General features: G+C 59.6%; 9 protein-coding genes. 4 read left to right on the forward strand and 5 right to left on the reverse strand.

The annotated features are described in order from the left end of the window. Window positions 1-72: 72 nt before the first annotated feature. Entirely contained in the window at window positions 73-1,809 is a 1,737-nt protein-coding gene (locus Q4577_RS09210; protein WP_303468257.1) for a tryptophan halogenase family protein, read from the reverse strand. Window positions 1,810-1,899: 90 nt separating this feature from the next. Between Q4577_RS09210 and Q4577_RS09215 the strand changes: the two genes are divergently transcribed. The 3 genes from Q4577_RS09215 (at window position 1,900) to Q4577_RS09225 (ending at window position 5,233) form a co-directional block, all read left to right on the forward strand. After that, complete coding sequence (locus Q4577_RS09215) at window positions 1,900-2,922, forward strand: LacI family DNA-binding transcriptional regulator (RefSeq protein ID WP_303468259.1); 1,023 nt, start codon at window positions 1,900-1,902, stop codon at window positions 2,920-2,922. 190 nt (window positions 2,923-3,112) lie between these two features. Further along, window positions 3,113-4,339 carry a winged helix-turn-helix domain-containing protein gene (locus Q4577_RS09220; RefSeq protein WP_303468260.1) on the forward strand — a complete coding sequence of 409 codons (1,227 nt, stop codon included), beginning with the start codon at window positions 3,113-3,115 and terminating at the stop codon, window positions 4,337-4,339. A 684-nt stretch (window positions 4,340-5,023) separates the two neighbouring features. After that, complete coding sequence (locus Q4577_RS09225) at window positions 5,024-5,233, forward strand: DUF1127 domain-containing protein (RefSeq protein ID WP_244690892.1); 210 nt, start codon at window positions 5,024-5,026, stop codon at window positions 5,231-5,233. A 251-nt stretch (window positions 5,234-5,484) separates the two neighbouring features. Here the strand turns inward: Q4577_RS09225 and holA are convergent, their stop codons facing one another. From holA to Q4577_RS09245, 4 genes are all read right to left on the reverse strand, one after another. Then, complete coding sequence (gene holA / locus Q4577_RS09230; protein ID WP_303468263.1) at window positions 5,485-6,510, reverse strand: DNA polymerase III subunit delta; 1,026 nt, start codon at window positions 6,508-6,510, stop codon at window positions 5,485-5,487. A gap of 10 nt (window positions 6,511-6,520) precedes the next feature. After that, window positions 6,521-7,027: an LPS assembly lipoprotein LptE gene (gene lptE / locus Q4577_RS09235; protein ID WP_303468265.1), complete on the reverse strand. Its 507-nt coding sequence runs from the start codon at window positions 7,025-7,027 to the stop codon at window positions 6,521-6,523. Then, entirely contained in the window at window positions 7,014-9,605 is a 2,592-nt protein-coding gene (leuS, locus tag Q4577_RS09240) for a leucine--tRNA ligase (RefSeq protein ID WP_303468267.1), read from the reverse strand. The genes lptE and leuS overlap by 14 nt, the downstream gene beginning before the upstream one ends. Window positions 9,606-9,758: 153 nt before the next feature. Further along, on the reverse strand, window positions 9,759-11,435 hold the full coding sequence (locus Q4577_RS09245; protein WP_303468269.1) for a peptidoglycan-binding domain-containing protein: 1,677 nt from the start codon (window positions 11,433-11,435) through the stop codon (window positions 9,759-9,761). Between the two features lie 712 nt (window positions 11,436-12,147). Here Q4577_RS09245 and Q4577_RS09250 point away from each other — a divergent pair. Next, complete coding sequence (locus tag Q4577_RS09250; RefSeq protein ID WP_303468270.1) at window positions 12,148-13,377, forward strand: sensor histidine kinase; 1,230 nt, start codon at window positions 12,148-12,150, stop codon at window positions 13,375-13,377. The last annotated feature ends 76 nt before the right edge of the window (window positions 13,378-13,453 follow it).

Raw genomic sequence — 13,453 nt, forward strand, 5'->3', positions numbered from 1 at the left:
ATAGCGGTTGAAAAGGCGGCTGTCAGCCAGAAACCGGGATATTGTGGAAATCCGGCTTGAAGGCCCTGTCGATCAAAACAATCCCGGTGCGCTTTCGTCCAGGGGGGCTGTGGCGGGGGCGGTTTTGGGCTGCAATTTGGGGGATGGTCTGCCAGAAACAGGTCGGCCCAATCCGGGCAGCGGGCTGCCGCGGCCCATGGCGGGTTGCAGTTCGCCACGGATCGCCATCAGGCCCAGCTTGTGATCGCTGCTGTGGTGCAGGATCTGTTTGCGCTGTTTGTCATAGGCTTGCAGCTGCTGTGTCCAGGCACCTTTGTTCATCGCGATGCGGCGATGGAACGTGCCGTCACCATATCCGGTGTCATAGACCCGCTTGCCCATCAGGACCGCCTGATAGGTTGGGTGGTTGAACAGATGGCCGGTCGCCAGATCCAATGGGCCGGTGGGTTGATGTTTCCAAAGCTCAAGGTTCTCTGCCAACCGGTCCGGCACCTGCAATTCGGTGCGCGCGTCGATCCAATATTGGCTGTCTGTCCGGTTGCCGAGCGCATAGTGCAGGCAGATGAAATCCAACACTTCGTTATAAAGCGCGTCCATTGTTTGATTATAGCGCTTGCGCTTGGACTCGGCGAAATCGCTGTCGGGGAAGTACAGCAGCAGGCGCTGGATCGCGAGGTCGATCATATGGATCGCGGTGCTTTCCAACGGCTCGATGAACCCAGATGACAGACCAATGGCCACGCAATTCTTTACCCAGAAGTTCCGTGACCGGCCGACCCGCATCGGGATGATCCGCGGTTCTGCGCCTTTGGGCGCATCGCTGCCGAGGTGGGCCATGAATTCATCGCGCGCCTCGTCGTCTGTGCGGTGGGCGCTGGAAAACACATATCCGGTGCCGATCCGATGGAACAGCGGCACCCGCCAGCTCCACCCCGCCCCCAGCGCGGTGGAAGCGGTGCAGGATGTGATCTTGTCCGGGTCAGGGTGGGGGATCTGCAACGCCATGGCGCGGTCATTGCCCAGGTATTTGGAATAATCGACAAAAGGTTCCTTCAGCGCCTTGTTGATCACCAACCCCCGAAAGCCGGTGCAATCCACCACCAGCTCTACCGGGTGCCGACCACGCTCTTTAAGCTGAACCGCCGCTACATGGCCACGATCACCAAGTTCGACATCCTCGACATCATCCAGAATGTGCTCGACGCCGCGCTGCACGCCGATTTCCGACATCATCTTGGCAAATGCTCCGGCATCCAGATGATAGGCATAGCCGATCCCCGGCACCATCTTGCCCTGTTGTACCGAAAACGGTCCCTTGTTGGCGCGCGCCAGATCCAGCGCGGGGGAAAAGGTCTGGGCAAAATCGCGACCACCCGAGCCAAAGGCCTGATGGTAATAACAGGCATCCACGCCGTTGATCTGCAATGGTTTTCCGAAGGGGTTGATATAGTCGACCAGCTTGCCGTTCGGGTCGGCATTCCACTGTTTGAACATCACCCCCAGCTTGAAGCTGGCATTGCAGCGGCGAAAGAATTCCTGTGTCGGAATGCCAAGCATTTTCAGCGTCATCGGCATTTGCGGCACTGTGGCCTCGCCGACGCCGACGGTGGGGATATTGGGGGATTCAATCAACTGCACCCGCAGCGACTTTTCCGACATCGTCTTTAACATCAGTGCGGTCAGCCATCCGGCGGTGCCGCCGCCGACGATTGTGACTGTCTTGATTGGCTCCGCCATGAAAGATCCCCCCTGAATTTCGTAACGATAACCTAGATCAAGGTGGGGCCAATCGGAATAGTGCAGGTTCATTTTGGCAATTTCCCCGCAAGGGTGCCAAGATCTTGTATATTACTGCATGATTGATCTAGTCTGCAATCAGACCATTCAGGAAGTATCCAAGTGACAACAGAGCATACCCGCCCCCTGACGCTGCGCGATGTGTCCGAAGCGTCAGGCGTTTCGGAAATGACGGTCAGCCGCGTGCTGCGCAACCGTGGTGATGTCAGTGCCGCGACCCGCGAAAAGGTCCTCTTGGCCGCCAAGACGTTGGGGTATGTGCCCAACAAGATTGCCGGCGCTCTGGCCAGCCAGCGGGTCAATTTGGTGGCGGTCATCATTCCGTCCCTGTCCAACATGGTGTTCCCCGAGGTGATGGGCGCAATCAGCGCCGTGTTGGAGGAAACCGAATTGCAGCCGGTGGTCGGTGTCACCGATTATCTGCCGGAAAAGGAAGAGCGGGTTCTGTTTGAAATGCTGTCCTGGCGGCCTTCGGGGGTGATCATTGCCGGGCTGGAACGGTCTGATGCTTCGCGGGCGATGCTGGCGGCCTCGGGCATTCCGGTGATCGAGATCATGGATACCGACGGCAAACCGGTTGACGCCGCTGTCGGCATTTCCCACCGCCGCGCGGGTCGGCAAATGGCCAAGGCGATCCTGAAGCAGGGGTATCAGAACATCGGGTTCATGGGCACCAAAATGCCGCTGGATCATCGCGCGCGCAAACGGTTCGAAGGGTTCACCGAGGAACTGGCGCGCAATGGTATCGAAATCATGGATCAGGAATTCTATTCCGGTGGCTCGGCCCTTGCCAAGGGGCGCGAGATGACCAAAACGATGATGGACCGCTCGCCGGATCTGGATTTCCTGTATTATTCCAATGATATGATCGGCGCGGGTGGGCTGTTGTGGTTGATCGAAGCGGGCTATGACATCCCGGGCCGCATCGGTTTGGCCGGGTTCAATGGCGTCGATTTGTTGCAGGGGCTGCCGCGTCAGCTGGCCACGATGGACGCCTGTCGTCGTGACATCGGGCAAAAGGCCGCCCAGATCCTTGTCGACCGGATGGAGGGCAAGGAAGACGACGGTCAGCGTGTGTTCGAGATGACGCCAAAAATCAGCTTCGGCGATACTTTGAAGCGCTAGGCGCACGCCTGTTTGTGACCAGGCCGTATGTGACGCGCGGTTTCCGGGCCTGACATACGGCTGATGCTCAGGCTTCGGTCGCCCTGGCACCCGGTCGGCCCCAGGTCCGAAAATCGACGTGTTCTACACTTGTTCTCGCGCCTTCTGTGCGACATGGTAAAGGTTCACCCGTCAAAAGGATCGCGCCGCCATGCCCCCGTCCCAGAATGTCACCCGGATCGACAATCGCATGGCGCGGCGGTTGTTTCTGGACAAACATGCCTTGGGCGATGCCCCGGCCGGTGCGGGCCATGGCCCTGCCTTGCAAGAGGTTATTACCCGGTTGGGGTTTGTACAGCTCGACTCTATCAATACCGTCGCACGGGCGCATGATCTGATCCTGTTTGCCCGCCGCCCGCGCTATCGCACTGGCAATATGGAGCGTCTGATTGAACAGGATCGAGTGCTGTTCGAACATTGGACCCATGATGCGGCTGTGGTGCCGATGGCGTTTTATCCGGTCTGGGCGTTGAAGCGGCGTCGCGACGCCGAAATATTGAAACATCGTTACAAGGAATGGCAACGCCACGAATTTGAAGCTGAATTCGACCGTATCCTGACAATGATCGCTGACAGCGGCCCGGTTTGCAGCAATGATCTTGGTCCTGATACGCCACGCCCCTCTGGCGGTTGGTGGAACTGGCATCCGGGCAAGACGGCGCTGGAATATCTTTGGCGCAGCGGCCGGTTGCAAATCTGCCATCGGCAGGGATTTCGCAAGTATTACAATCTGTCGGAACGGGTTGTGCCCGACGACCTGCGCAATTCTGACTGGGGCGAGGCGCAGACAATCGACTGGTTTATGCGCGGGGCGTTGGACCGGTTGGGGTTTGCCACCAGCGGCGATCTGGCCGCGTTCTGGGACATTGTCACCGCCAAGGAGGCCCGCGATTGGTGCATCGCCGCCGAGGCCCGCGGCGAGGTCATGCCGGTCGAGGTTGAAAGCACCGATGGCAGCCTGCGTATGCATGTCGCCCGGCCCGATGTGATCGAGCAGGCCAGGAATGCCCCTGAACCGACCGGGCGCATGCGTGTGCTCAGCCCGTTTGACCCCGCCCTGCGCGATCGGAAGCGGGCAGAGCGGCTGTTTGGATTTCAGTACCGGATCGAGGTGTTCGTGCCCGAGGCCAAGCGGATCTATGGCTATTACGTCTTTCCGCTGCTGGAAGGCGACCGGATTGTCGGACGGATAGATATGAAGGCGGACCGCAAGGCCGGGGTGTTGAACGTAACGGCGCTCTGGCCAGAGCGCGGCGTGAAATTCGGGGCGGGCCGTCAGGCGCGGCTGTGCTCTGAGCTGGAGCGTATCACGCGACTTGCCAAGGTCGAGCAATTGGCCTTTGCCGATGGCTGGTTGCGTGACACGCTGTCGCCCTGAGGCCAGGGTGCGAAATGCGGCTCCAAGAAAACGTCATGTAACCATCATCTGACTGTCATGCATGTGGCCTAGATCGGGGCCATGATTGATCCCGGTTCCGGGCATTTTATAGAGATCGACATTTCAGCAGTACCGGGTGGCCGTATTTTGGCCGTCCGTTTTCCCTCAATACCGCAGGGACGCGGTTCCCCATCTGCGTCCCTGTTCCCATTGCTGGCTTTTTCATCACCCCGAACAAGAAAATGCCGCAACGCAGCGTATGTCGTGCTGGCCCTGCGGTATGATTCTGCAGTGCAGAACAAAGCAGCCCCGATTTGGGGCTGCTCCGGTATCAGGGTATGCGATTGGTGCAATTGTTCCGGCGGCACAGGAGGAGAAAGCCACCGAAGCGTGAGCGAGAGAGTTTTCGGAATACCCTGACAGGTTGTATCAGAATGGCGTCATCTTTCTGTTCTGTCAAGCGGCTGCGTGAGGGCGATTTGTTTGTTGGTTAAAAATCAACTACTTGCCAAAAATTGAATGCCAAAAGCATGCATTGCGCCGCCACGGGGGATGGGCCGGGCCAGCCATGCACCAGCCGCAACACGGGTTTACCGGCATGGCTGTAGTAGAAAATGCTGCAGGTGCATAAGTTAGCGCTCAAGGGAGACCAGTAGACAAACAGGTCATCGAAAGGACAAAGACATGGCACAGGCAACAACAAATATTCTTCACGTCGAAACCCCCGGCATTCTGGCGCGGATCGGCAATTTCATGGTTCAGATCGCTGAAAACAACCACCGCATCCGCAAAGTTGAATTCCTGAACAATCTGTCGGACGAAGAGCTGGCCGCACGCGGCATCCGTCGCGAAGACATCGTGCATCACGTATTCTCGGACATGCTGCACATCTGAGCGACCAAAGATTGCCGTGATCTCATTTGCGGGGCAAATAGCCCCGCGTGAAGGTCGCGCAAGCTGCCGATCTATATCGTATTTCGACGTGACCCTTAATGGCCTGGTGTTCCTGAAATCGCGGATTTCACGGCGCAAGGTTATTAAGGGTGTCACGCGTTCCAGTGTCAGGATCTTTGCCCCGCAGAAGCGCTGTTTTGCCCCGTGAAGGGCAGGCTAGGGATGGTTCACCCGGCACAATTCCACAAACATCAGCGCCGCGCGCCCAGCATGGCCAACCGGATCAACATCCGCTCCACCAGCGCCATGGCAGGGGCATTCTGACTGGCGGATCGCAATTGCAGATCCGTGTCGGTCAACAGTGAAATCGCCTGATCCAGATTATGCGCGCCCCAGGCCTGGGCCTGACGGGTCATCTTTTCGCGTCTTGGGCCAAAGATTGGCGGGCGGGCGGCGGCAATGCCCCGCGCCGGGCCATCGGGGTGGCTGGCGGCGGCGTGCAGCGCCCGAAAGTGTCGCATGGTGGCAATCACAAGGCCCACGGGCTGTGTGCCCTGCGCCGCGAGCCGCGCCAGCATCGGCCCGATCTCACGCGTGCGCGATTCGGCGACAATGGTCAGCACATCATCCAGTTCAGCCTCGGTCGACATCGGCGCCACGGCGGCGACATCCTCTGGGCTGACCGGGGTCGAATCGCCGTGTTTATAAAGCGCAAGCTTTTCAAGCGTCTGACGGAAATCACCGGGATCCAATGCGCGGCTGAGGTTGGTGATATCCTCTATCGCTTCCTGGCCGATGCTCAGACCGGCGCGTTTCAGATCCGCTTCGATTTCGCCCCGCGACGGCGGGTCGTCATAAATCGCGACGGCATAGGCATTGTTGTGGGCCTCAAACGCCTTGCGCAGCTTTGACGTGGCTTTCAGCGCGCCGGCGGTGACAACGATCTGGGCATCTCCGGGGGTCCAATCCTCCAATGCGGCGACCACGGCGGGCGCGGCAGTGTCGTTGGCATCTTCGACAAAGGCGACGCGCGGCCCGGGAAAGAAGCCGATCGCCTTGACCGCATCGTTAAGCAGGCCGGGCTCTTTGCGCAGGTTGCTGCCGGGAATACGGCTGAGGCGCATTTCGGCCTCGCCTTCGGGGCCAACGAGGTTGGCAATCACTTCTTGTCGTTTCAACGCCACCCGCATTCCGTCGTTGCCATAGATCAACAGGCCGGTCCGGTCCGGGTCCGGGCGGGCAAAATATCCGGGCGCATCGCGAGGCGACAGTTTCATGGCGCGGCGGTCACAGGGAAATGTCGGGGGAAATCAGGACCAGCCGTTCAATCACCTGATCGGCGAGCATGGTCATCAACCGGTCTTCGGCATCGCGTTCCGCCGCGAGGGTGGCAACCGTCGAGCCCGACGCGGAATAGCCGGTGAAATTGCGGACGGTGCCATATTGGAACCCGGTTTTTTCGCCGGCCCGGCGCAGGGTGAAATCCACCCGCCCCAGAATCTGGTAACGGGTCAGATTGCCATCCGGCGTGGTGCCGAGATTGTCCTGCGAGGTGCCGATCGTCAGGCCCAGCGTAAAGGGCGCATTTGCCCCGCCGGCGCCAAGCCGTTCCTCGATCCGGCGGGTCATCAGATAGCCGTTGTGGGTGTTGATCTCATCCACATGGATCGCATTTTGCAGTTTGGATGCGGCCCCATCCGTGCCGTAGGCCGGGGCAAAGCCGCAGCCGCTGACCGCCGCGCCGGACAGCGCCAACGCCCCACAAAGGAATCCTCGTCGGTCAGACAACCACATTCACAATCCGCCCCGGCACCACAATGATCTTTTTCGGCGCCTGGCCGTCCAGCGCCTTGACCACAGCTTCGTGGGCCAATGCGATCTTTTCAACCTCTTCTTTGCTCAGGTCGGCGGCCACGCTGATTTCCGCCCGGCGTTTGCCGTTGATCTGGATCGGCAGGGTCACGCTGGCCTCGACCAGCATCGCGTCGTCCGCGACCGGCCATGGGGCATCGATCACCTGGCCCTCGCCGCCCAACATGGTCCAGATTTCCTCGGCCAGATGCGGCGTCATCGGCGCCATAAGCTGGGCGAGCGCCCTGGTTGCCGCGCGTTGCGCGTCTGCCCCGGCCTTTGATTTGGCCAGCGCGTTGGTAAAGGCATAAAGACGGGCAATGGCGGCGTTGAAACCAAAGCTTTCGATGCTCAGGGTCACGTCGCGGATCGCCTTGTGCATCTCTTTCAGCAGCGCCTCATCGGCGCCTTGCGGCCCCTTTTCGGAGGCCGCCGCTTCAGTCGCAATGCGGAAGACACGCGCCAGATATTTGGATGAGGCTTCGGCGCCAGAGGCGGTCCATTCCACGTCACGTTCCGGCGGGCTGTCGGACAGGACAAACCAGCGCGCAGTATCCGCGCCATAGCTGGAAATGATGTTGAGCGGATCCACCACGTTGTTTTTCGACTTCGACATCTTGGCCGACGGGATGACCTCGACCTGTTCGCCGGTTGCGATGACGAAGGTGCCGTTTTCGCGTTCCTCGACCTCAGCCGGATAGTGATAGATTGCCCGGCCGTTCTCATCCGTCCGCTCGGCGTTCTTGTAGATCGCGTGGGTCACCATGCCTTGGGTAAAGAGCGCGTCAAAAGGCTCTTTTGCGGTCTCGGGCAGATGGCCGGTGATCTGCATGGCGCGGGCAAAGAAGCGCGAATAGAGCAGGTGCAGGATCGCGTGCTCGATGCCGCCGATATATTGGTCGACGTTCATCCAGTACTTTGCCGCCTCCATGTCGGTGGGCGTCTCGGCGCGGGGCGCGGTGAAGCGGGCGAAGTACCACGACGAATCGACAAAGGTGTCCATCGTGTCGGTCTCGCGCAGCGCCTTGCCGCCGCAGGCCGGGCAGGTGCAGTCGCGCCATGTGGGATGGCGGGCCAGCGGGTTGCCCGGGTTCGACAGGTCCAGCGGCTTGTCGCCCTCGTCATAGGGCAGCTCGATGGGCAGGTTTTCCTTTTTTTCCGGCACCACACCGCAGGTGTCGCAATGCACCACCGGGATCGGGCAACCCCAGTAGCGTTGCCGCGACAGGCCCCAATCGCGCAGGCGGAACTTGGTCACGCCCTGGCCCACGGCATTGTCCTCGCAAAAGGCGATGGCGGCGTCGATGGCCTCCTCGCCTGTCACCTCTTCGTCCCAGGCATAGGGTTTCAACCAGCGTACCTTTTCGGATTTCGCCGGGACATAGGCCTCGCCGCTTTCTTCGGGCAGTACGTGGTCGCCCGAAAGCGGTGCGAAGGTGGAGACCACCGGAAGATCGTATTTGCGGACGAAGTCGAGATCGCGCTGGTCATGGGCCGGACAGCCAAAGATGGCCCCGGTGCCATAGTCCATCAGGATGAAGTTGGCGATGTAGACCGGCAATTCCCACGAGGTGTCAAAGGGATGGCGCACGGTCAGGCCGGTGTTGAAGCCTTTCTTCTCGGCCTTTTCCAGCGATTCTTCCGTCGTGCCGCCCTTGCGGCATTCGGCACAGAAGGCCGCAATATCTGGGTTGTCCTTTTCAAGGTGCTTGGCCAGCGGGTGGTCCGGCGAGATGCCGACAAAAGACGCGCCCATCAATGTATCGGGGCGGGTGGTATAGACTTCCACCCGGTCAAAACCCTCGGGGCCGTCGATCAGGCCAAAGGCAAATTGCAGACCCCGCGATTTGCCGATCCAGTTCTGCTGCATCAGCTTGACCTTGGCCGGCCAGTTGTCGAGCCCGTCAATGGCGTCCAGCAATTCCTCGGCCATGTCGGAGATGCGGAAGAACCACTGCGTCAGCTCGCGCCGCTCCACATCTGCGCCGGAGCGCCAGCCCTTGCCGTCGATCACCTGTTCATTGGCCAGCACGGTCATGTCGACCGGGTCCCAGTTGACCACCGCGTTCTTGCGATAGACCAGCCCCGCTTCGAGGAAATCAAGGAACAGCGCCTGCTGCTGGCCGTAGTATTCCGGGTCACAGGTGGCAAACATGCGCGACCAGTCAAGCGAGAGCCCAAGCGGCTTCATCTGGTCGACCATCGTGTCGATGTTGGAATAGGTCCAGTCCTTGGGATGCCCGCCCGAAGAGATCGCGGCATTTTCCGCCGGCATGCCGAAGGCATCAAAGCCCATCGGATGCAGAACATTATGCCCGGTCGACATCTTGTAGCGCGCAATGACGTCGCCCATGGTATAGTTGCGGACGTGGCCCATGTGCAGCTTGCCCGAAGGGTAGGGGAACATCTCCAGCACATAGTATTTCGGCTTGCCGCCTTCCATCGTGGCGGTGAAGGTTCCGGCCTTTTCCCAGGCCTCCTGCCATTTCGCTTCGATCGAAGCGGCATCATAGCGCGACATAATGATATTCCCTTGGGCGTAGAGCAGTCCAAGGGGTGATATGGCCAGATTATGCCGGCGTCCAGTGCGACGGCGCAATTTGGTCGTAACTTCTGTGCCGTCACCCGGCATCTGGATCAGATGCCGGGGCGGCCGGGCGGTTTTCAGGTCACCTTAGCGCCCTTGCAGCAGGCGGGCGGCAGTGCGGTTGGTGACATAGCCACTTTGAAAGATGTCGCGATCGCGTTGAAAGCGTTTGATCGCTTCGCGGGTTTGCTCTGTAAAGCGGCCATCCGGCGTGCCGGGGTTGTAGCCAAGCTGCAAGAGCCGCTGCTCGACCAAAAGCCGGACCACCGGGTTGTTGATGTTTTGGTCTTCTTCGCGCCGGGCAAGCTCCATCATCCGTTCGGTATCGTTCGCCTGCAATTCGTTCAGCCGTGCACGGGCTTCGTCGGCAAACCGTGAATCGCCATGGCGGTTGAGGAAATCTCGATAGGCCTCGGCGGTGTCGGCCTCCTGTGCCTGACGCCAGGCGCGGCGGGCGGCGCGGCGGCCCTCGTCTTCTTCTGCGGCTTCGATGGCGTCCAGCCGATTGCGCGCCTCATTGGCAAAGCGGCCGCGTGGATACCGATCAAGATAGGCGCGCAGCCCCTCGGCGGTGCCCTGTGCGCCGGTTTCCTGCCAATAGCGATCTTCGGTGCGGCGTTCCTCTTCTGCCTGATCCTGACGCTTGCGGTCGGCTTCGTCGGTGATCTGTTGCCATTGGCGGCGGGTGACATAGCCGGTAACCTCATACCCACGATCCCGTTGCCATTGGCCAATTGCCCCGCGGCTGCCATTGCCAAAAATCCCGTCAACGCCACGGGTGTTATAGCCCAGCAAGGTCAGATCGCGCTGGATCTTGCGCCGGTCGTCGCGGGTGAAGTTCAGCTCTGCCTCTTCGCGTTGCCAGCGGCCCTTGGTGTCGGCGGCAATCGCGGCGATCCGTGCATTGGCATCAGAGGTAAACCGCCCGTTGGGGTAGCGTGTCTTGTACAGTTCCAGCGCGTCGACCGTATCCATGGCGCGGGCGGCCTGCCAGAAGCCTTCTTCCAGCGCGCGGTTTGCAATCGCTTCGGTGTCAAAGATCGGCGGCGGGGCCGGGCGGGGGCCGTCCCCCGAATAGCCAACCGAGTCGGTGAGGAACCCGCGTGCGGACATCTGTGACAGAGCGGCATTCAGACTTTCGCCGTCGCGCAGCAGCCCGGTGAAAATCGCCTGATTGATCTGGTTGTAACTGCCGGCCGCCAGCGTCACCCCCTGCGGCAGGTCAAGCCCCTGGGTTCCGCTGCGCAGCCCGTTGTCGGGTGACCGCAACGTGCTGGAACGTCCGACCAGCATCACGGCACGCCCGGCGGCGGATGCGCCGGCAATTTCCGCCAATGCCCGCAGAGACAGGCCCTGGGTCGGCGCGGACAGCAGATTGGGATCGGTGGCCCGGGTGGCCAGCAACCAGGCGTCACTGGCAGAGCTGACAAAATGCCCGTCCAGTATGATCAGAACCCGGTCGGCATCTTCGGCGGCGCGGCGGAACCGGTCTGCGGCCGCCAGCATGTCATCGGTCTGGGCATCAAAATCGCTGATCACCTCGAAACCTTCACGTTCCAGCCGTCGGGCGGTCGCCCGCAGATCGGTGGCACCGCGCGCATCGCTGAGTCTGGTGTAATTGTCATTGGCCAGCACCAGTGCCAGATCGGTGGCATAGGCCGGATTGGCCAGCAAGAACGCGGCAGCGGCAAGCAACGTCTTTAACTTGCCGGGGCCTGTGGTTCCGGTGTGTGTTGCTCCGGCGCAGGTCAGTGAAACGGACATTTGGGTCCTCCCATGTCGTCGTGGACGGATTTATGTTTTGCCACGTTAGCATGAACGGGCAACTGACATAGCTTCACAAGCGTATCAGCGCCCTGTGCCGTTGAATTTCCTGTGTGGGCTTTGGCGTGAACGGTTTTTTTCTTATGGGGTTTTATTGGGGGTTAAGGTTACCGAGATTTAAATGGAGCGGAGATTTTTTCATGTATTTCACAATCAAAAGTTGAAAGTCTTGCCCCGCGCGGGATTTAGGGCCGGTTCCCTACAGAGCAACTCGGCGTCTGATATTATTGAGTTAATCAAGCCGGGCTTGGTTTATCCATAAATCCTACCAAATGGTAAGCAACCTTTGCTTGGGGTCGGCGCTGATGCAAATCTGGACGGCCCGGCAATATTTGCTCTGACGCGAATTGGCGTCTACATAGGCAAGAGTGCGCCCTCTGCGCGGTTTTCGGCCGTTTGGCCGGGAAGGCGTAAAAACTGTTAGGTGGGTCGAAACGCCATTGCGTTGAGATTCCTTTAGGTCCAACAATTGCCGGAGAAAGAATTTTTTCGAAATTTCCCCAAATCTTATGAATTGATTTGGGCCAAAAACGCCTTGACCCATGGTGGGGTTATCAAACATTTAGAGGTTTGATGGCGATATAAGCCTGTATTTATTGCCTAGGAGACTTTTTTGCAGCCTCTTATCACATTTTTTGAAGAACTCGGTTACATGGCACATGGTATGTGCCTGATGTGGCAGCCTTGGTTGATTGCATTGTTTGCTGGGTCCGATTTTCTGATTTTTGTCGCTTATGCGATGATTCCATTCGCAATTTTCCGGGTTGTCCGCGCCAGACCAGAGATCGAAAATCGCGGGGTCGCCTATCTTTTTGCCACCTTTATTCTGCTGTGCGGGCTGACGCATCTGGTGGCGATCTTTACCCTGTGGATTCCGGCCTATGCCGTTCAGGGCGTGATAAAGTTGGCAACCGGGGTGGTGTCGATGCTGACCGCCGTGATGTTGTTCCCGATGATCCCAAAGGTGATTGCCCTGCCGTCGCCGTCGGAACTGCGCGCTGTGAACGGTGATTTGCGCGACGAAATTGCCGCGCATGAGGAAACCCTGGATGAATTGCGCCGGATTCGCAGAGAGCTTGAGGATCAGGTCGCTGCGCGCACCCGCGCGTTGGAGCGCACCAACGAAGAGTTGCATATCACCCTGTGGGAGGCCGCGAATCGCGGCCGAAATCTGCGGTGCCTGACCGATGCATTGGCCCGCCAGACCGCCAATCAGACCGAAGGAACCGAAGAGTTTCTGAAGCAGTTTCAAACCCGGATAAGTGCGATGGTCGAAGCATCGGACGCGTTGATCCAACCCGGTGCCACGCTGTCGGGCACGATGCGTGGATTGGCCGAAAACCAGCTGGCCGCGTACCGCGCGGCATACCCCGACCGGATCTCCCTGATTGGGGATGAGCAACCGGTATCGGAATTGGCGGCCCGCCAGATCGGGTTGGTTTTGAATGAATTGGCGACCAATGCGATCAAACATGGCGCATTGCGCGATGAAGAGGGCAAGGTCGAGCTGAGTTGGGCCAAATATCGCGGCTGGCCTGATGCGGTGGACAGGTTTCAGATCTGTTGGACCGAAACGCTCTGTGCGTCACGCCGTGCGGAAAACGAAGCGGCGGAACTCTTTTCCAGCGGCCCGGTGGGGTTTGGCTCTCGGGTCTTGAACATCGCGGTGCCGCGCCGGTTGGATGGCAGGGCGGAGGTTGATTTTACGCCCAACGGGCTGTCTTATGCGTTGGATCTGCCTTTGAAAGCTTTGGTTGGGCCGGATCCCTTGGCTTCGGAAGACCCGGCGCCTGCGCAGTATTCCGGTCGCAGGAAGATTGATGACTGGCCCGCAACGGAACAGCGTCAACCACTACGGAGTTCTGGTTTGCGCACCGCCTAAGGTGGGACTGTTGCCGGAAATTTGGCCGGTGAAGCGCCTTAATACCCAATCAGGACATGCACAAACGGCAATATTG

Origin of the sequence: Marinovum sp. 2_MG-2023, from assembly GCF_030548265.1 — a bacterium.
Classification (GTDB): Bacteria; Pseudomonadota; Alphaproteobacteria; order Rhodobacterales; family Rhodobacteraceae; genus Marinovum.

Bases quoted from the DNA above. Each gene is read 5' to 3' on its own strand.
- Q4577_RS09250 (WP_303468270.1), top strand. From the start codon at position 12,148: ATGGCACATGGTATGTGCCTGATGTGGCAGCCTTGGTTGATTGCATTG.
- Q4577_RS09245 (WP_303468269.1), bottom strand. From the start codon at position 11,435: ATGTCCGTTTCACTGACCTGCGCCGGAGCAACACACACCGGAACCACA.
- Q4577_RS09220 (WP_303468260.1), top strand. From the start codon at position 3,113: ATGCCCCCGTCCCAGAATGTCACCCGGATCGACAATCGCATGGCGCGG.
- lptE (WP_303468265.1), bottom strand. From the start codon at position 7,027: ATGTGGTTGTCTGACCGACGAGGATTCCTTTGTGGGGCGTTGGCGCTG.
- leuS (WP_303468267.1), bottom strand. From the start codon at position 9,605: ATGTCGCGCTATGATGCCGCTTCGATCGAAGCGAAATGGCAGGAGGCC.
- Q4577_RS09210 (WP_303468257.1), bottom strand. From the start codon at position 1,809: ATGAACCTGCACTATTCCGATTGGCCCCACCTTGATCTAGGTTATCGT.
- holA (WP_303468263.1), bottom strand. From the start codon at position 6,510: ATGAAACTGTCGCCTCGCGATGCGCCCGGATATTTTGCCCGCCCGGAC.
- Q4577_RS09225 (WP_244690892.1), top strand. From the start codon at position 5,024: ATGGCACAGGCAACAACAAATATTCTTCACGTCGAAACCCCCGGCATT.